The organism is Streptomyces sp. GB4-14 (genome assembly GCF_022696125.1).
Lineage (GTDB): Bacteria > Actinomycetota > Actinomycetes > Streptomycetales > Streptomycetaceae > Streptomyces > Streptomyces werraensis.
On the sequence record NZ_RZHO01000002.1, the window covers coordinates 754,890 to 773,314 of the forward strand.

Annotated in this window: 18 protein-coding genes; 7 read left to right on the plus strand and 11 right to left on the minus strand. The window is 73.8% G+C overall.

Features of this window, described 5'->3' with window-relative positions; genetic code table 11:
• The first annotated feature begins 8 nt into the window (after positions 1-8).
• Genes ELQ39_RS04685 through ELQ39_RS04695 form a run of 3 tightly spaced genes read left to right on the plus strand, consistent with a single transcriptional unit; the run spans position 9 to position 3,961 of the window.
• Entirely contained in the window at positions 9-2,648 is a 2,640-nt protein-coding gene (locus ELQ39_RS04685; protein WP_242591100.1) for a cellulose binding domain-containing protein, read from the plus strand.
• Positions 2,649-2,705: 57 nt separating this feature from the next.
• Positions 2,706-3,263 carry a chloramphenicol phosphotransferase CPT family protein gene (locus ELQ39_RS04690; RefSeq protein WP_225641584.1) on the plus strand — a complete coding sequence of 186 codons (558 nt, stop codon included), beginning with the start codon at positions 2,706-2,708 and terminating at the stop codon, positions 3,261-3,263.
• Positions 3,260-3,961 (plus strand): peptidase E, encoded by a 702-nt coding sequence (locus tag ELQ39_RS04695; RefSeq protein ID WP_190001573.1) that lies wholly within the window; start codon positions 3,260-3,262, stop codon positions 3,959-3,961. Before ELQ39_RS04690 ends, ELQ39_RS04695 begins: the two co-directional genes overlap by 4 nt.
• 2 nt (positions 3,962-3,963) lie before the next feature.
• On the opposite strand, the gene ELQ39_RS04700 is transcribed toward ELQ39_RS04695, so the two are convergent.
• Both ELQ39_RS04700 and ELQ39_RS04705 read right to left on the minus strand, forming a co-directional pair.
• Positions 3,964-4,707 carry a class I SAM-dependent methyltransferase gene (locus ELQ39_RS04700; RefSeq protein WP_242591101.1) on the minus strand — a complete coding sequence of 248 codons (744 nt, stop codon included), beginning with the start codon at positions 4,705-4,707 and terminating at the stop codon, positions 3,964-3,966.
• A 5-nt stretch (positions 4,708-4,712) separates the two neighbouring features.
• A complete protein-coding gene (locus ELQ39_RS04705) occupies positions 4,713-5,018 on the minus strand; it encodes a 4a-hydroxytetrahydrobiopterin dehydratase (protein WP_225628849.1) in 306 nt (101 codons plus the stop codon).
• A gap of 126 nt (positions 5,019-5,144) precedes the next feature.
• On the opposite strand from ELQ39_RS04705, the gene ELQ39_RS04710 reads away from it, so the two are divergent.
• Positions 5,145-5,963, plus strand: coding sequence for a helix-turn-helix domain-containing protein (locus ELQ39_RS04710; RefSeq protein WP_190001570.1), 819 nt, complete (start codon positions 5,145-5,147; stop codon positions 5,961-5,963).
• Here the strand turns inward: ELQ39_RS04710 and ELQ39_RS04715 are convergent.
• Positions 5,945-6,361, minus strand: a complete 417-nt coding sequence (locus ELQ39_RS04715) for a hypothetical protein (RefSeq protein WP_242591102.1) — start codon at positions 6,359-6,361, stop codon at positions 5,945-5,947. The genes ELQ39_RS04710 and ELQ39_RS04715 overlap by 19 nt on opposite strands.
• Positions 6,362-6,554: 193 nt before the next feature.
• Here ELQ39_RS04715 and ELQ39_RS04720 point away from each other — a divergent pair, with 193 nt between their 5' ends.
• On the plus strand, positions 6,555-7,418 hold the full coding sequence (locus ELQ39_RS04720; RefSeq protein WP_242591103.1) for a helix-turn-helix domain-containing protein: 864 nt from the start codon (positions 6,555-6,557) through the stop codon (positions 7,416-7,418).
• Between the two features lie 13 nt (positions 7,419-7,431).
• On the opposite strand, the gene dnaK is transcribed toward ELQ39_RS04720, so the two are convergent.
• The 8 genes from dnaK to ELQ39_RS04760 all read right to left on the minus strand — a co-directional run bounded on the left by dnaK (position 7,432) and on the right by ELQ39_RS04760 (position 16,905).
• Complete coding sequence (dnaK, locus tag ELQ39_RS04725) at positions 7,432-9,327, minus strand: molecular chaperone DnaK (protein WP_242591104.1); 1,896 nt, start codon at positions 9,325-9,327, stop codon at positions 7,432-7,434.
• A gap of 97 nt (positions 9,328-9,424) precedes the next feature.
• Positions 9,425-10,171: a glycerophosphodiester phosphodiesterase family protein gene (locus ELQ39_RS04730; protein WP_242591105.1), complete on the minus strand. Its 747-nt coding sequence runs from the start codon at positions 10,169-10,171 to the stop codon at positions 9,425-9,427.
• 77 nt (positions 10,172-10,248) lie between these two features.
• The gene (locus ELQ39_RS04735) at positions 10,249-10,677 is read right to left on the minus strand and encodes an OsmC family protein (RefSeq protein ID WP_093765935.1); all 429 of its coding nucleotides are present in this window, start codon (positions 10,675-10,677) and stop codon (positions 10,249-10,251) included.
• Between the two features lie 99 nt (positions 10,678-10,776).
• Positions 10,777-12,597, minus strand: coding sequence for a vWA domain-containing protein (locus ELQ39_RS04740; RefSeq protein ID WP_242591106.1), 1,821 nt, complete (start codon positions 12,595-12,597; stop codon positions 10,777-10,779).
• Positions 12,594-13,655, minus strand: coding sequence for an AAA family ATPase (locus tag ELQ39_RS04745; protein ID WP_190001564.1), 1,062 nt, complete (start codon positions 13,653-13,655; stop codon positions 12,594-12,596). The genes ELQ39_RS04740 and ELQ39_RS04745 overlap by 4 nt, the downstream gene beginning before the upstream one ends.
• Before the next feature lie 128 nt (positions 13,656-13,783).
• Positions 13,784-14,290: a hypothetical protein gene (locus tag ELQ39_RS04750; protein WP_242591107.1), complete on the minus strand. Its 507-nt coding sequence runs from the start codon at positions 14,288-14,290 to the stop codon at positions 13,784-13,786.
• Between the two features lie 44 nt (positions 14,291-14,334).
• A complete protein-coding gene (locus tag ELQ39_RS04755; RefSeq protein ID WP_242591108.1) occupies positions 14,335-16,416 on the minus strand; it encodes a phage holin family protein in 2,082 nt (693 codons plus the stop codon).
• Positions 16,417-16,503: 87 nt separating this feature from the next.
• A complete protein-coding gene (locus ELQ39_RS04760) occupies positions 16,504-16,905 on the minus strand; it encodes a hypothetical protein (protein WP_190001561.1) in 402 nt (133 codons plus the stop codon).
• Positions 16,906-16,999: 94 nt separating this feature from the next.
• Here ELQ39_RS04760 and ELQ39_RS04765 point away from each other — a divergent pair, with 94 nt between their 5' ends.
• Both ELQ39_RS04765 and ELQ39_RS04770 read left to right on the plus strand, forming a co-directional pair.
• The gene (locus ELQ39_RS04765; RefSeq protein WP_242591109.1) at positions 17,000-17,773 is read left to right on the plus strand and encodes an MBL fold metallo-hydrolase; all 774 of its coding nucleotides are present in this window, start codon (positions 17,000-17,002) and stop codon (positions 17,771-17,773) included.
• 53 nt (positions 17,774-17,826) lie between these two features.
• Entirely contained in the window at positions 17,827-18,423 is a 597-nt protein-coding gene (locus ELQ39_RS04770) for a DedA family protein (RefSeq protein WP_337662989.1), read from the plus strand.
• Positions 18,424-18,425: the final 2 nt, after the last annotated feature.

Genomic DNA, 18,425 nt, shown 5'->3' on the forward strand with positions numbered 1-18,425 from the left:
CCCCCACCGTGCGAAGAACCCGCGTCCTGACGGCCGCGCTCGCCCTGGCGGCCGGACTGCTCGCCGGCGGGCCGCCCGCCCTGGCCGCCGACACTCCCGCCGCGGTTCCGAAGGCCGCCGCCGACACCTACTCCTGGCGCAACGCCCGCATCGACGGCGGCGGTTTCGTGCCCGGCATCGTCTTCAACCGCGCCGAACCGGACCTGGCGTACGCCCGCACCGACATCGGCGGCGCCTACCGCTGGCAGGAGTCGACGGGGAGCTGGATCCCCCTGCTGGACTCGGTCGGCTGGGACGACTGGGGTCACACGGGTGTGGTCAGCATCGCCTCCGACGCCGCCGACCCCGACCGGGTGTACGCGGCGGTCGGCACGTACACCAACGACTGGGATCCCGGCAACGGCGCGGTGATGCGCTCCACCGACCGGGGCGCGACCTGGCGGAAGACCGTGCTGCCGTTCAAGCTGGGCGGCAACATGCCAGGACGGGGCATGGGCGAGCGGCTGGCGGTCGACCCGCACGACAACGACGTGCTGTATCTGGGCGCGCCCAGCGGCCACGGGCTGTGGCGGTCGACGGACGCCGGTGTCACCTGGTCGAAGGTGACGTCCTTCCCCAACCCGGGGAACTACGCGCAGGACCCGGACGACGAGAGCGGGTACGCCTCGGACAACCAGGGCGTCGTCTGGGTGACGTTCGACGAGTCGACGGGGACCGCGGGCTCGCCCGCACGGACCGTGTACGTCGGGGTCGCCGACAAGGACAACGCCGTGTACCGCTCGACGGACGCCGGCGCGACCTGGGAGCGGGTGGCCGGCCAGCCCACGGGGTATCTGGCGCACAAGGGCGTCCTCGACGCGGAGAACGGTCACCTCTATCTCGCGTACAGCGACACCGGCGGGCCCTACGACGGGGGCAAGGGCCGGCTGTACCGGTACGCCACGGCGACCGGGACCTGGACGGACATCAGCCCGGTCGCGGAGGCGGACACCTACTTCGGCTTCAGCGGGCTCACCGTGGACCGGCAGAACCCGGGCACGGTGATGGCGACCGCGTACAGCTCCTGGTGGCCCGACACGCAGATCTTCCGCTCCACGGACAGCGGCGCCACCTGGACCCAGGCGTGGCGCTACACCTCCTACCCCGAGCGCGAGAACCGCTACGTCATGGACGTCTCCTCGTCGCCGTGGCTGACCTGGGGAGCGAACCCGTCCCCGCCCGAACAGACGCCGAAGCTGGGGTGGATGACGGAGGCGCTGGAGATCGACCCGTTCGACCCGGACCGGATGATGTACGGCACGGGCGCGACGATCTACGGCACGGAGGAGCTGACGAACTGGGACGACGACACCCCGTTCACCGTCCGGCCGATGGTGCGCGGCCTGGAGGAGACGGCGGTCCTGGACCTGGCCTCTCCCCCGTCGGGCGCTCCGCTGCTCAGCGCGCTCGGCGACATCGGCGGGTTCCGGCACACGGATCTGACGAAGGTGCCGTCCATGATGTTCACCCGGCCGAACTTCACGTCCACGACCAGCCTCGACTTCGCGGAGTCCGATCCGGACACGGTGGTCCGCGTGGGCCATGTCGACTCCGGTCCGCACGTCGCGTTCTCCACCGACAACGGCGCCAACTGGTCCGCGGGGACCGACCCTTCGGGGGTCAGCGGCGGCGGTACGGTCGCCGCCTCCGCGGACGGCGGCCGCTTCGTGTGGAGCCCGGAGGGCACGGGCGTGCACCACACCACCGGCTTCGGCGCCTCCTGGTCGGCGTCGCGCGGCATCCCGGCGGGCGCGGTGGTGGAGTCGGACCGGGAGGACCCGGAGACCTTCTACGGCTTCAAGTCCGGGCGTTTCTACGTCAGCACGGACGGCGGTGCGACCTTCGAGGCGTCGCCGGCGACCGGGCTGCCGGCCGGTGACAGCGTGCGGTTCAAGGCGCTGCCGGGCGCGGCGGGCGAGATCTGGCTGGCGGGCGGGGCGAGCGACGGGCCGTACGGGCTGTGGCACTCGACCGACTTCGGGCAGACGTTCACCAAGCTGCCGGGCGTGGAGGAGGCGGACACCGTCGGCTTCGGCAAGGCGGCGCCGGGCGCCTCGTACCAGACGCTGTTCACCAGCGCGCGGATCGACGGGGTGCGCGGCATCTACCGGTCCACGGACGCGGGCGCGAGCTGGGTGCGGGTCAACGACGACGCGCATCAGTGGGGTTGGACGGGCGCGGCCATCACCGGTGACCCGCGGGTCTTCGGCCGGGTGTACGTGGCGACCAACGGCCGGGGCGTCGTCTACGGCGACCCGGCGGACACGGGCGGCGGCCCGGGCCCGTCGGGTGCCTGCGAGGTGACGTACCGGGTGGCCAACGCGTGGGGCGACGGCTTCCAGGCGGACGTCCGCCTGACCAACACGGGCGCGACATCGTGGCACGGCTGGTCCCTGACCTGGTCCTTCCCGGGCGGCGAGCGGATCACCCAGCTCTGGAACGGCGCCCACACCCAGACGGGCGCGGCGGTCACGGTCCGCGACACCGACTGGAACCGCACGGTGGCCCCGGGCGCGTCGGTCGCCTTCGGTTTCACGGCGAGCGGCAGACCGACGGACACCGGTCCTGCGGCGTTCGCGCTGGGCGGCCGGCGCTGCTCGGTGAGGTGAGGATCGCCGGTGGGGGATGATGGCCGCTCCCCCGCCGGCGACCTCGAAGGAGCCCCGATGCACGGACGGATCATCTTCCTCAACGGCACGTCCAGTTCGGGCAAGTCGAGCATCGCCCGGGAGCTGCTGGACGTGCTGGAGGAGCCGTGGTTCCACATGCCCGTGGACGCCTTCCACCGGATGCGGACGAGCCGGGAGATCGGGGCCGACCGGCTGCCCGAGGTGCTGCACCGGACCTGGCGGGGCTACCACCGCGCGGTCGCGGGGATGGCCGCGGCGGGGAACAACGTGGTGGTAGACCATGTGCTGAGCGAGGAATGGCGGCTGGCCGACTGTCTCGAGCTGTTCGAGCCGCGGGAGGTCGTCCTGGTGGGGGTGCGGTGCTCGCCGGAGGAGACCGAGCGGCGTGAGCGGGAGCGGGGTGACCGCCCTGTGGGGCTGGCCGCGCGGCAGTACGGGAGGGTGCACGCGCACGGCGTGTACGACGTCGAGTGCGACACGACCACGACGAGCCCGGCGGACTGCGCCCGCGCCATAGCCGCCTTCCTGCCCCACCGCCCCTCCCCCACGGCCTTCGAACGGCTTCGCGCCGCGGCGGAGGTGAGCGGGCGGTGAGCCGGATCGCGCTGCTCGGGGGCGGGTTCTCCACCGACGAGGACGAGGTGCTGGACGACTGGGTGCTGGGGCATGCGCGCTCCCCGCGCCCGAAGGTGTGCTTCGTGCCCACGGCCAGTGGGGACGCGCCCGGGTACATCGAGAGGTTCTTCGACGCCTTCCGTGCCCGGGGCTGCGAGCCGTCCGTACTGCCGCTGTTCCGCAGGGAGTCGGACGACACGGCACTGCGTGACTTCCTGCTCGCGCAGGACGTCGTGTACGTCGGCGGCGGCAACACCGCGAACCTGCTGGCCGTCTGGCGGGTGCACGGCGTCGACCGGCTGCTGCGGGAGGCGTACGCCGGCGGGACGCTGCTCTGCGGGATCAGCGCCGGGGCCAACTGCTGGGCCGAGGGGTCGCACACCGACTCCTTCGGCCCGCTGACCCACCTCCCGGACGGGCTCGGGCTGCTGCCCGGCTCGGTGTGCCCGCACTACGACAGCGAGCCCGGCCGCCGGTCCTCCTACCGGACGGCCGTGGCGCGCGGTGCGCTGCCCGCCGGGTGGGCGGTGGAGGACGGCGCGGCGGCGCTCTTCACGGACGGACGGCTCACCGAGGCGGTGACGCGGACGCCGGAGGCCCGCCTGTACCGGGTGCGGGCGGACGGGGAGGCGGGGGCCGTCGAGGAGGCGGTGCCGTGCCGGCTGCTCGGCGGGTGACCCTACTCCGGCCTGCGGAACGCCCTGAGCGTGAAGACCGGGTCCGGGCGGGGGCGGTCCTGGTCGGGGAGGGCCGAGAGGCGGGCGGCGAACCCCTCCACGAGGGGGTGACCGGGCGGAAGGGTGACGAACCAGCCGCGCCGCAGGTCGTCCACCGTGCGGCGGGGGCTGCGGCCCTGGCCGTGGCCCCGGAAGCGGGCCTGGCCGGCCGGGACCAGTCCGTGCCCGGCCGCGCAGGCCGCGACCGTCGCGGGGTCGTCGGGCACGGGGCTCGGCGGGCGCTCGGCGAGCACCGCGTCGATGTCGCTGCCCACGTTGTGCGACAGCCCCTTGTGCACGGTGGTGACGTACACGCCGCCGGGCCGCAGCACCCGCGCGCACTCGGCGACGACGGCCCGCACGTCGGCGGGGTCGGTCAGCAGGTGCAGCAGCCACACGCTGACCACCGCGTCGAAGCTCGCGTCGCGGAAGGGCAGCCGGCGGCTGTCGGCGCGCACCACGGCTCCCGGGAGCCGCGCGGCGGCCCGCAGGGTCATCGACGTGGACAGGTCCACGCCCGTGACCCGCAGTCCGGGACGGGACGCGGGGAACCTCCGGGTCACGATGCCGGTGCCGCAGGCCACGTCCAGCAGACGCCGCGCCCTGCGCGGGACGAGGCTCATCACGGCCTCGGCGGCGGCCGCCGCACGCGGTTCACCGCCGCGCAGGGCGTCGTAGCGCTCCGCTTCCTCGTCGTAGTCCAGCACGCGCCTCAGTGTGCCCCGTGGGCGGGCGCCAGGTCCTCCACCCTGCGGGCGAGCCCGAAATCCTTCTCGGTGACGGCACCGCCCGCGCTGTGCGTGTGCACGGACAGGGACACCGTGTTGTAGCCGAGGGTGAGGTCGGAGTGGTGGTCCAGCTCGTCCTGCACCCGGGCGACGTGGACGACCATGGCCGCCGCCGCGATGTGCGAGTCCAGCCGGTAGGCGCGGGTGAGGCGGTCGCCGTCGAGCGTCCAGCCCGGCAGCTCGGCGAGCCGGGACTCGATCTCCGTCCGGGACAGCGGTTCGACGGGCATGCGCGGTACTCCTTCGCCGGGTCGGCCTTCGTGGCGCGTCCAGGCTGCCACAGAAGGTACGCCCGTGCCCTGGCCGGAGGGGCGGGCGGCTCCCTTGTGCGGCGGTTCCTCGACTACGGTCCTGCCATGACCGTTGCCCCTTCCGACACCGTCTCCCGCACCGAGGGCGTGGGTCCGCTGCTGCGTGCCTGGAGGCAGCGGCGGCGGGTCAGCCAGCTGGAGCTGGCCCTGCGCGCCGATTCCTCCGCCCGGCACATCAGCTTCGTCGAGACCGGCCGGTCCCGGCCCAGCGAGGAGATGGTGCTGCGGCTGGCCGAGCACCTGGACGTGCCGATGCGGGACCGCAACGCGCTGCTGCTGGCGGCCGGTTACGCGCCCCGCTATCCGGAGACCGCGCTGGACGACCCGGCGCTGGAGGTCGTGCGCACCGGCATCGAGCGGCTGATCGTCGGGTTCGAGCCGTACCCGGCGCTGGTGGTGGACGCGGCGTACGACGTGGTGGCGGCCAACCGGGGGGTACTGGCGCTGTTCGACGGCGTCCCGGAGACACTGCTGACGCCGCCGCTGAACGCTGTGCGGCTCACCCTGCACCCGCGAGGGCTGGCGCCGCGGATCCGGAACCTGCGGGAGTGGCGCGGCCACCTGCTGGAGCAGATGCGGCGGAACATCGCCCTGCGCCGCTCGGACCGGCTGCGGGCACTGTACGACGAGGTGGAGGCGTACCCCGTGCCGGACACCGCCGGGGAGGCGGAGGGACCGGCGGAACCGGTGGCGTACTTCGCGTTGCCCATGGTGATCGAGCACCGGGGGCGGACGCTGTCGTTCGTGTCGTCCATCGCCACGTTCAACACCCCGATGGACGTGACCGTCGCCGAGCTGGCCGTGGAGACGCTGCTCCCGGCGGACCCGGCGACGGCCGCGTACCTTCAGACCTGGCTGGACTGACGTGCCCTCAGCGCGATGTGCTGCAGCAGGGTGAGGCCGCCCACGGCGAGTGCCTGGAGCACGACCCACACCGCGCCCGCGGTGGTCGGCGAGAGCCACAACGCGAGTGCGAGGAAACTCGCCGCGGTCCAGCCGAGGTTGGCCTCGACGACACCGCGCACGCCGGCCGTCGGCGGATGCGGCCGGGCGGCCAGCAGGCCCACGCCTGCCGCGTACACGGCGAGGAACGCCCCCAGGGCGAGCAGCAGCCCGGAACCGATGCCGAGGAACCGGCCGAGCGGTCCGGACAGGGCGAGGTAGGCGAGGGCGTTGCCGCCGGTCACCACGGCGTCGAGGGCCAGCAGGCGGCGCAGCGGGTCTGTGGTCCGGGCGGGGGCGGCGAGCGGGGTCGTGGACATGGGGCGTCATCCTCCGTCGGGAGCGGTGCGGGACTCGGTGCGTCCACGATCCCGTGCGGCGCCGGCCGGGTCGATTACGTCCGGGGTAATGCGGCGGGCGGCGGGAGACAGGGCGGTCACCTGCGGCTCGTGAGAGTCTCTGAGGGACATGACAGGATGAGCGCATGCCCGAGCACGTTGGGGAGGCGTGGCGTTGAGTGAGCGGCGGGCCGCACCCACGGTGGGCCAGGTGGTCCTGGGACGGCGGCTGTACGAGTTGCGCGAGGCCGCGGGCCTCTCACGGGAGGAGGCAGCCCGCATACTGCGGGTCGCGCCGGCCACCGTCCGCCGGATGGAGACCGCCGAGGTCGCCCTGAAGATCCCGTACGTCCAGATGCTGCTGACCGCCTACGGGGTGCCCGACAGCGAGGCGGACACGTTCGTCACGCTCGCCGAGGACGCCAACCGCCAGGGCTGGTGGCAGCGGTACCACGACGTGCTGCCCGAGTGGTTCAGCCTGTACGTCAGCCTGGAGGGCGCCGCCCGCATCATCCGCTCCTACGAGCCGCACTTCGTCCCCGGACTGCTCCAGACGGAGGATTACGCGCGCGCCGTGCTGGAGGCCGGCACGATCGGCACGGCGGGCCCGGAGACGGTCGAGCGGCACGTGGCGCTGCGCATGGAGCGGCAGCGGCTGCTGGAGCGCCCCGACCCGCCGCACCTGTGGGTGCTGATGGAGGAGACGGTGCTGCGGCGTCCGGTGAGCGGGGACAGCCGGGTGATGCGCGACCAGCTCGACAAGCTGCTGGAGTACGCGGAGCGGGACCGGATCACGCTGCAGATCGCCGAGTTCGCCGACGGGCCGCACCCGGGGACGTACGCGCCGTTCTCGCTGTTCCGGTTCGCCGAGCCGGAGCTGCCGGACATGGTGTTCACCGAGTATCTGACCGGCGCGCTGTACCTGGACTCCCGCAAGGAGGTCTCGGTGCACCTGGAGGTGCTGGACCACATGACGGCCCGTGCGGCCTCGGCCCGGCGCACCGAGAAGCTGCTGCGGGAGTGCCGCGAGCGCCTGTGAGGCGCCCGCGGGCTCAGGCCGCGCCCTCCTGGCGGCCGCCGGTGTCCTTGTCGTCGTCGACGATCTCCGCGTCCACGACGTCGTCGTCCCCCGGGGACGCGCCGCCGCCGTCGTCCGGGGTGCCGGGGCCGGCGGTCCCGCTGCCGGCCGTGGCGCCGGTCTGCGCGTACATCGCCTGGCCCATGCGCTGGCTGACCGTGGCGACCTTCTCCACGGCGGCGCGCAGCTCGGCGGTCCCGGGCGACTCCTGCTCCAGCAGCCGCTTGACGTCGGCGACGGCCGACTCCACCTCGGACCTGACGTCGCCGGGCACCTTGTCGCCGTTCTCGGTGAGGAACTTCTCTGTCTGGTAGACGAGTTGCTCGGCCTGGTTGCGGGTCTCGGCCGCCTCCCGGCGCCTGCGGTCCTCCTCCGCGTACTGCTCGGCATCCCGCATCATGCGGTCGATGTCCTCCTTCGGGAGGGCCGAGCCGCCGGTGACGGTCATCCTCTGTTCCTTGCCGGTGCCCAGGTCCTTCGCGGAGACGTGCATGATGCCGTTGGCGTCGATGTCGAACGCCACCTCGATCTGCGGCACCCCGCGCGGCGCCGGGGGGAGGCCGGTCAGGTCGAAGGTGCCGAGCTTCTTGTTGTACGCGGCGATCTCGCGCTCGCCCTGGTAGACCTGGATGCCGACCGAGGGCTGGTTGTCCGCGGCGGTGGTGAAGATCTCCGAACGCCGGGTGGGGATCGTGGTGTTGCGCTCGATCAGCTTCGTCATGATGCCGCCCTTGGTCTCGATGCCGAGGGACAGCGGGGTGACGTCGAGCAGCAGCACGTCCTTGACGTCGCCGCGGATGACGCCGGCCTGGAGGGCGGCGCCGAGGGCCACCACCTCGTCGGGGTTGACGCCCTTGTGCGGTTCCTTGCCGGTGAGTTCGCGGACCAGGTCGGTCACGGCGGGCATCCGGGTGGAGCCGCCGACGAGGATGACGTGGTCGATGTCGGACAGCCGCACGCCGGCGTCCTCGACCGCCTGGTGGAAGGGCTTCTTGCAGCGGTCGAGGAGGTCCTGGGTGAGCTCCTGGAACTGGGCCCGGGTGAGCTTCTCGTCGAGGTGCAGCGGGCCCTCGGCCGAGGCGGTGATGTACGGCAGGTTGACGGTGGTCTCGCTCGACGACGACAGCTCGATCTTCGCCTTCTCGGCGGCCTCCCGCAGCCGCTGCACGGCCATCCTGTCCTGCGCCAGGTCGATGCCGTACTGGCCCTTGAAGCGCTTGGCGAGCCAGTCCACGATCCTCTGGTCCCAGTCGTCGCCGCCGAGGTGGGTGTCGCCGTTGGTGGCCTTCACCTCGATGACGCCCTCGCCCATCTCCAGCAGCGACACGTCGAAGGTGCCGCCGCCGAGGTCGAACACCAGGACGGTCTGGTCGTTCTCCTTGTCCAGTCCGTAGGCGAGCGCCGCGGCCGTGGGCTCGTTGATGATGCGCAGCACGTTGAGCCCGGCGATCTCGCCGGCCTCCTTGGTGGCCTGCCGCTGGGTGTCGTCGAAGTACGCCGGCACGGTGATGACGGCGTCGGTGACGTCCTCGCCGAGGTAGGACTCGGCGTCCCGGCGCAGCTTCTGCAGCACGCGGGAGGACAGTTCCTGCGCCCGGTAGCGGGTGCCGTCGACGGATCCCTGCTCGGGGAAGCGCCACTGGGCGTCGCCCATGTGCCGCTTGACGGAGCGGGCGGTGCGGTCGACGTTGGTGACGGCCTGCCGCTTGGCGACCTCTCCGACGAGCACCTCGCCGTTCTTGGCGAAGGCCACGACCGAGGGGGTGGTGCGGGCGCCTTCCGCGTTGGCGATGACGGTGGGCTCACCGCCCTCGAGCACGGCGACCACCGAGTTCGTGGTTCCCAGATCGATTCCGACGGCACGTCCCATCGTTGCAACCCCTTCCGCCAGGGCCCCTCTCCGGTCTTCCAACACATCCAGCACAAAACTTGAGCGGCCTCTTGTCAAGTGTGCGGGCGGGGAGAAGTCAGCGGGCGTTGACCGCCGTCGGGTGGTCGCGCAGCGTCACCGCCCGGCGGGGACGGTCGGTGACCAGGACGTCCACGCGCGGGTCGTCCAGGAACGCGCGCAGCGCCGCGTCGTCGTTGACCGTCCACACCATCGTGAACAGACCGCCGCGGGCTGCCTCGCGCAGCACGGTGGCGCGGGCCAGCCGCTGGTGCACGGCGACCCCGTGGGCGCCGCAGGCGCGGACGCGGCGCAGCGGCAGCAGTTCGCTGATCCGGGTGCGCACCAGCCGGCGGCGGCCGAGGTCCCGGCCGTCGCGGCCCAGGGAGAGCAGGGTGCGCACGCGCGGGCGGGCGGCGGTGAGCGCGGCGACGGAGCGGTCCTCCAGGGTGGTGGCGACGAAGCCGTCCTCCCCCAGCAGGGCGACCGCCCGGTCCAGCAGCTCCCGCTCGTAGCCGGTCTCCTTCAGGTCCAGATGGGCGACGAGCCTTCCCGCGACCAGCTCCATCACGTCCTCGACGACCGGTACCGGGTGTCCGGCGCGGGCGTCGAGCTCGGCGCGGGTGAGCGTGGACAGCAGGGGCCCGGTGCCGCCCACCCGGGCGTCGTGGTGGACGACGAGGACGCCGTCCGCGGTGCGGCGTACGTCGAACTCGACGTACTCGGCGCCGCAGGCGAGCGCGTCCTGGTACGCCTCCCAGGTGGCCGGGGCGGCGCGCTCGGCGCCTCCGCGGTGGGCGGAGACGGCGGGACGGTGCGACGTCATGGCGGCGGCTTCCGGTGGCGGACGCGTCGCAGGCCGCCCCGGCGGGGGCGGCCTGCGACGCGTGCGGGGCGGACGGGTCAGGCGAGCTTCGCCGTCAGGGTGATCTCGGTGCCCTTGAGCGCCTGGCTGACCGGGCAGTTCACCTTGGCGTCCTCGGCGGCGGCGACGAAGCCGGCCTCGTCGAGGCCGGGGACAGTGCCCTCGACCGTGAGGTGGATCCCGGTGATCCCCGTGCCCGGCACGAAGGTGACCTCGGCGTTGGTGGTCAGCCGGGTGGGCGGGGTGCCCGCCTTGTCGAGGCCGTTGGACAGGGCCATCGAGAAGCAGCTGGAGTGCGCGGCGGCGATCAGCTCCTCGGGGCTGGTCTTCCCGTTCGCGTCCTCGGCGCGCGAGGCCCAGGTGACCGGCTGCTCGGAGATGGCGCCCGAGGAGTCGAAGGCGACGACCCCGCTGCCCTTGAAGAGGCTGCCTTCCCAAACGGTGTGTGCGGAGCGCGTGGTTGCCATGACGCATCCTTTCGAAGAAAGTCCGGCCGGGTGACCGGCGGTGCTCGGTCCGGACATCCGGATCACCGGGTGCCCTGGTCCATCCGATCACATCACGGCTCAACTCACCCGGAAGACGGGCCCCCTCGGGGTGAAGGGCAGGTTCGCGCCCTGCGGAATCAGGTAGGCGTGCTCGCGCCGCACCCGCAGCACGTCGCACCAGCCGTCGGTGATGACCAGCACGGGCGCGCCGCGCGGGAAGTCGTCGGCGCGCTCCAGCAGGTCGACGCCCGGCTGGAGGACGGTGCCGCCCCGGCCGCGCACCCGCACCCTCCCGGCGATCTCGGTGACCGGGACGAAGCCCGCGTCGTGCGGCGCGGCATCGCAGAACACCACGCGCGCGGCCGGCACGTCACGCGACTGCGCGTACGACGCGATGGCGCCGAGCGCCTTGCCGAGCAGGATCCGGTTCATGGAGCCCGACGTGTCGAGGACGACGCCGAAGGTGCAGCGGGAGACCTCCTCGGGCGGGTACCAGCGGCCCGCGCGGGGGATGTCCGGCGTGGACGCCTGGCGCCGGGAGGGCCGGGCGAACGACCGCAGCGGCTCGGGGCGGGGCACGAACTCGTCGAACCAGCGGGCGAGCCGGGCGTCCCAGGGCAGCGGCGGATGGCTGAGGGCGCGGATCTCCTCGACCAGGCCGGCCGGGAGCAGACCGCGCTCCTGGCGGTCGTGCAGGTCGAGGCCCTGGGCTAGGCCCCGGCGGTAGAAGCCGTCGAGGTCGACGCAGTCGCGGGGCGGGCCGAGCGGGGCGCCGAGGACGTCGCCGAGGCCCTTGCCGCGCGGGGTGGCCAGGCGGCGGGAGCGGCGCTCGCCTGCGATGCGGTCGTACACCTCCTCGGCGGACAGCCCGGCGAGGTCCTTGTCGTACAGCAGGCCCGCCGGGATCGTGCCGATCTCCATCTCGACGAGCCAGCCGTTGACGACGAAGTCGCAGGCGACGTTGAAGAGGAACGGGTCGCGGGGGCCGCAGCGGTCGCCGTGGCGCAGGGCGGCGTGCAGCATCTCGTGCGCCAGCACGAACCGCCATTCGTCGTCCTCCATGACCCGCAGCGGGTTGACGTAGATCTCGCCGGCCTCGGCGTTGACGGCGGCGACGGAGATGTTGTGGGCACGGGCCAGTTCCGCGTCGGCGACCAGGGTCATGCCGGAGGCGATGCCGCCGAGCAGCGGATAGGAGGAGACGAACCAGCTCAGCGCCTTGTGCCAGGGGCGGCGCGGGGCGGGGGCACCGTCCAGGCTGTCCCGGCGGCCGCCCGCGACGTCCATCGCGGCCGCCACGGTGCGGGTGAGGGCGGAGGCGAACGCGAGCTGGTGGTCGGGCGGCTGCCCGTACCAGCCGTTCCAGCGGGTCAGGTGCAGGTCGGGCTCGCCGCCCGCGGTGCCGCAGCGCCGGTAGGCCTCGGGGACGCCGGTGCGCCGCCAGGCGGCGGCGAGGCGCTCCTCGTCGCCGTCGGGGTAGGCGGCGGGCAGTTCCTCGGGCGGCCGGCCGACGGGCGAGCCGAGCAGGAAGCGGTCGACGACGACGCAGCGGGCGGCCAGCTCGCAGGCGTCCGGCTGGGTGCGGGGCCCCGGGGCGGCCGGGACATGACCGAAGCCGAGGTGCAGGACGGCGTGCGCGAGGGCCCACGCCCAGGTCTCCGGGTCGGCCGTGCGGTCGGGGTGGACGTGCAGCACGGCGTCCGAGTCGACGCGCACCAGGCCGTCGCGGGGCGACAGTTCGCAGTCCTCCCGGCGGCACACGTCGACGTCGACGGCGGCCAGCGCCGGGTTGGCCCGCATGATCCGCAGGCCCTCGGTGAACGCCTCCGCCGCGAGGTCGCGCTTGCGGCGCTGCTTGTCGCCCTTGGGGTGCGGGCCGTTGCCGCGGGCGCGGCTCACCGGCGCGCCTCCACCAGGCGGGGCATGTCGCGGGCCGCCTCGACGAGGAACCACGACGGCAGCACGGGGTTGCCGTCGGCGTCGGGGGCGATGACGGTCTGCGCGACCTCGACGGAGATCTCCGCGAGCTGCACCAGCAGCGCCTTGGCGCGGTACGCGATCTGCCGGCCGGCCGCCGACATGTGCTCCTTGGACGCGGGCAGTTCCTTCACCAGCCGGCCGCGGAAGGACTCGGCCAGGTAGTACAGCAGGTCGCGGTCCTCCGGGCGGTGCGGCCAGCGGGCGTCGCCCTTGAGCACGGCGTCGATGCCGAAACGGCTGCGCACGATCTTGACGTAGCCGCAGAAGGCGGTGGCGTGCGCGGGGGTGAGCGTGCCGTGGGCGAGGACCTTCAGGGTGTCCTCGTCGAGGTCGCGGCCGAAGGAGTGCAGCGCGTCGGAGAGCATGTGCCAGGAACGGGGCGTGGAGAACGGCTCCTCGGTCTTGGGCGGCCTGGACCACAGGTGGCCGGGGCGGTCGGTGAGGTGGTCGGTGATCCACGGGTGGATGCCGTTGTTCGCCGCCCACACCAGCCAGTCCTTCGGGGACGCCTCCAGGTGGACGTGGGCGAGGCGGTTGACCAGCGCGGAGGCGAGCGGGCGGGCGAGCGCGTTGTCGGTGGCGCGGTTGCCGGCGCCGATGACCACGGAGCCCTTCGGCAGCTCGTAGTCGCCGATGCGGCGGTCCAGGATCAGCGAGTAGAACGCCTTCTGCACGTCCGGGGTGGCCGCGTTCAGCTCGTCCAGGAACAGGCAGTACGGCTCGTCCCGGGCGATCGACGCGGGCGGGCAGAACACCGAGCGGCCGTCACGGATCTGCGGCACGCCGATCAGGTCCTCGGGGGCGAGCTGGGTGCCCAGCAAGCTCACGCATTCCAGCCCCAGGCTCTCGGCGAACTCCCTGACCAGGGACGACTTCCCGATGCCGGGCGCACCCCAGAGGAACACGGGCCGCACGGTCGCCAGCCCCAGCAGCAGCTCCGGGACACGGGCGGGGGTGACGGTGACGGCTGCCTGCACGCAGTGACTCCAGGGGTGTGGGAATCGGGGAGGGCGCACGCGTCGAAGGCGTCGCTCCCCGGCACACGGGGGCACGACGGGCGCCGAGCCCAGTCAACTGCGTCATGTGAAGGCCGGGCAACGCGTTTTCAGCCGCGCCGGGCGCGGTCCAGGGTCTCGGACACCCAGTCGTGGAACACCAGCCGGGGGAAGAGGCGCCCCTCGGTGCGGAAAGGGAAGGCGAAGCCGAGCGTCAGGCGCACGTCCCGGTGTGCCAGGCGGAGGTGGGCGCGGCTGTCCGGGACGAAGCGCGGCGCGCCGAAGGGGCCGATCCGGTTGATCCTCGCGTGGATGCGGTCGCCGTGCACCAGGGCGGCGCAGCCGTGTTCCCGGGCCTTCTCCCGGGGGACCGCGTCGACCCAGCGGTGCAGCTCGTCGAGGTGTCCGTGCCGGGAGAGCTCCCGCAGACCGGTCCGCTCCGTCCGGGCGCCCCCGCGGCCGTCGAGGGACACCATGAGCTGGGGCACCCCCCGGCCCCGGCTCCACCGGGCGGGAAGGTCCGCTACGACCTGGTCCAGGACGCGCAGGACGTCCGTGCGCGCCGCCGGGTCCAGCGCCCGGAGTGTGTCCAGCGTGTACGTGGCCTGCCTGTTCACCACGCCATCATCGAGGGCCACGGGCGGCGGGACAACGGGGCCCGTCAGGCCGCGCGTTCGCGGTGGTCCGGGAGGGGGCGGGTGCCGGACTCGTCGGCCTCGGTGAGCCAGCGGCGCAGGACGTGGTGGACCTGTTCGGCTCCGGTGAGTTCCGTGCCCTCGGGCACCGGCGCCGACACGACCAGCGGGGACAGCAGGAAGGGCCGGGACTGGGCTCCGCCGAGACCACCGTGGGAGCCGATCTGCTCCTCGAACGCGAGGACCTCGCCGTCCGCCGGGTCGTGGAAGGAGTTGACCATGATGTCGGCGGTGTGCGGGAAGGTGTGGGTGCGGCGCACGACGTCGGCGGCGCCGGGTCCGAACGGGGCCAGCGGGCCCGGGTTGTCGTCGAGGTCGTCCAGCGGGATCTCCGCGCCGTACGCGCCGAGCACGACCCCGCCGTGGCGTTCGCTGCGGACCAGCAGGAAGCCGATGCCGGGGTGGTTGGCGAGGGTCGGCAGCAGCGCGGGGTGCCGGGCGTCGATCTCCTCCTTGGTCATGCGGTGCGGCACGTCCGGGAAGGACACCAGGCCCAGGTTTCCCGAGGCGAGCACGACCGGCTCCGAACCGCGGGAGGGGCGGTAGTGCCCGGCGCCCTCCTCGACCGGCCGGCGCAGCGCGGCGCGGACCGCCGCGCGGGCCTCTGCGCCGCTGTGGGTGCGCCGGGCGCGGCGCGGCACGGGCAGCCCGCAGCCGGCCCGCACCAGGTCGCCGAGGGTGAGGCCGTAGCGGGAGCGGAAGGTCTCGCCGGGGCTCTGCCCGTGGTCGGACAGCACGACGATCCGGTACGGGCGGGGCGCGTGCTCGGTGACGTTCTCGATGAGGGCGAGGGCGCGGTCGAGGCGGCGCAGCACCTGCTCCGTGTCGCGGCTCGTCGGCCCGGAGTGGTGGGCGACCTCGTCGTAGGCGACCAGGTCGGCGTAGACGGCGCTGCGTCCGGCCAGCAGGTCGCCCATGACGGCGGCCGTGACGACGTCCCGTTCGACGACCGTGGCGAAGGCGCGCACCAGGGGGTACAGCCCGCCGCGGGAGACGCGCGGACGCTGTCCGCGTATCCGGGCGCGCACGGACTGGCCGATCTCCCGGCCCACCTCGGCGACGAAGGACAGGGCGGTGCGCACGGCGTTGGCCGGGTCGGAGAAGTACGCGAAGTAGCCGGCGCGGGAGCGGGCGGCCGGGCCTCTGCGGCGGGCGGCGATGGACAGCACCAGCGCCTGCTCGTCGGCGCCGCCACCGAAGAGGTTGCCCCGGCTGGCGCCGTCCTTGGCGAGCAGCCCCGCGTGGCCGGAGTGCTCGATGGCGCGGGCCTGGAGCTCGGCGGCGCTGGTGGGCCGGTTGCAGACCATCACCTCGCGGCGGGCCTTCTCGTACCAGCGGAAGGCGGGGACGTCGAAGTTGCTGCCGTGCAGGATGCCGAGCTGGCTGGCGCCGGTCTGGCTGGACCAGTCGGTGCGCCAGGGGGTGAGGCGGTGGGTGGGCCGGTCGCCGCCCGTGCCCAGCCAGCGGGCGACGGTGGGCATCAGGCCCTTGTCGACGGCGGCCAGCAGGACGTCGTGGCCGACGCCGTCGAGCTGGACGAACACCGTGCCGGGGGTGGCCGGGCAGGGCGGGCCGGAGCGCCGTCTTCGGTCGGCGAGCCGGTAGAGCCGGCGGCGGTAGGCGTCGTCGTCGCGGACGGCGAGGGCGCCTCCGGTGGCGGAAGCGACGGCGGACATCACGGCGGCGACCACCACGGCCGTCTCGGGGGCCGCCGAGCCGCGCTCGACGGGGTTGACGCGCAGCGCCACCCACAGCAGGGCGCCGTTCAGGAAGAACACCAGCAGGCCGAGGACGAGCGCCGGCACGAGCAGCAGCAGTCGCACCAGGAGCGGCCAGACCAGGGCGGACAGCAGGCCGAAGGCGCCCGCGCCGAGGGCGGCGGTGACCGCGATGTCGGTGGCGCTGCTGCCGTCGGCCGACCGCAGCCGGAAGTCGGGCAGGATGCCGGCGAGGACCAGCATGGTGAGCGTGGAGACCGCCCACACGGTCACACTCCGCCCGATCTGACTGGCGACCTTCCGCCATCGCCCGTCACCCACGCCGCGCACACCTCACGTTCCGTCTCTGGTCCGCCTCCACCCTGTCACAACGCCCTGATGTGCCTTTTCGCTCCCCTGGTCCGCCGCCCGGCGGGCTCAGCGGCCGTCGTAGCCGGCGGTCGGCATGGACAGCCTGCGGTGCACCCGGGCCTTCATCGCCGCGTCATACGACGGCTCCGCGCGGCCCACCGTCTCCACCCGCACCCCGCGCCGCGCGCACTCCTCGGTGAACTCGGCCACGGACGACAGGGCCCGCTCCAGTACCCTGCGGCTGGGCGCCACGAACAGGTCGGCACCGGGGCGCATCCCGTCCCAGAGCAGCGCGTGGTCGGGGCGCAGGCCGCGCACCAGGAGTTCGCGGGCCACCACGTACCCGTGCTCGGCGGCCCAGCGCGCGCACATCGTGTGCTGGCCGCGGGAGTCCACCAGGAACGGATCGGCGTCCAGTTCCTCCAGCGGCGTCAGGCTCGCGATGGTCGTCACCCGCACCGGCGCCATGGCGTCCCCCTCACCTCGGGCCCACCTCGGGTTTTCGCCGACGACCCTACTCCTGCGCGTAGGCTTCGGGGAGTCGCGCGAGGGAGGCGAAGAGGTGCCGGTGGAGGTCACGTGGTGGGGGCACGCCACCTGCATGCTGGAGGACTCGCACACGCGCGTCCTCACCGACCCCCTGTTCGCGCGCCGGCTGGCGCATCTGCGGCGCAGGCGCGGCGCGGTGCCGCCGCCGGAGGCGCTGCGCGCGGACGTCGCGCTGGTCTCCCATCTGCACGCCGACCACCTCCATGTGCCGTCGCTGGCCCGGCTCGCGCCGGGCACCCGGCTCCTCGTGCCCCGCGGCGCGTCCCGCGCGGTGCCGGGGCTGCGCAAGCTGACCGCGCTCGACGTCACGGAGATGGCGCCCGGTGACGTGACGTCCGTCGGGGCCCTCGCGGTGCGGGCGGTGCCCGCGCTGCACGACGGGCGGCGGCTGCCCGTCGGCCGGCGCCACGCGCCCGCCCTCGGCTACGTGGTGGAAGGGGAGGCGCGCACCTACTTCGCCGGCGACACCGGCCTGTTCGAGGACATGGCCAAGGAGGTCGGCCCGGTCGACACCGCGCTGCTGCCGGTGGGCGGCTGGGGGCCGTACCTGGGCGACGGGCACCTGGACGCGGGGCGCGCGGCGCAGGCGCTGGCGCTGCTGGGCGCGGCGAGCGCGGTGCCGGTGCACTACGGCACGTACTGGCCGATCGGGATGGACGCCGTGCGCCCCCACGAGTTCCACGCGCCGGGGCACGAGTTCGAGCGGCTGGCGGCGCGGCACGCGCCGGAGGCGGTGGTGCACCGGCTCGACCACGGGGCAAGCGTGCGTCTGGGGGGCGCGCGGTGATATCCCCTCCCTCGCTCGTACAGACGGCCGGCGGTCTGATACCTCCGGCGGCCGTGGCTCCCGAGTCGACCCAGCAGGCCATCGGGTACCCGTCGCTGTTCCTGCTGGTGCTGATCGGGGCGCTGGTGCCGGTGGTCCCGACCGGCGCGCTGGTCAGCTCGGCGGCCGTGGTCGCCTTCCACCGGACCGCGCCGTTCTCGATGGCGCTGGTGTTCGTGACGGCGTCGCTGGCCGCCTTCCTCGGCGACGTGGCGCTGTACTGGCTGGGGCGGCGCGGGATGACGTCGAGGAACGGCTCGCGCTGGCTGGAGGCGATACGGGAACGCGCCCCCGAGGAGCGGCTGGCGCAGGCACAGGAGAAGCTCACCGACCACGGGGTGGCGGTGCTGGTGCTGTCCCGGCTGGTGCCGGCCGGGCGGCTCCCGGTGATGCTGGCCTGCCTGGTCGCCAAGTGGCCGCTGCGGCGCTTCGTGCGCGGCAATCTGCCGGCCTGTCTGGCCTGGGCGGCCACCTACCAGCTCATCGGCGTCCTCGGCGGCTCGCTGTTCCCCGAGCCCTGGGAGGGCGTGCTCGCGGCGATCGTGCTGACCGTGCTGATCAGCGTGGCGCCGAGCCTGTGGCGGCGGGTGCGCCGCACGCCCGCCGGCTGACG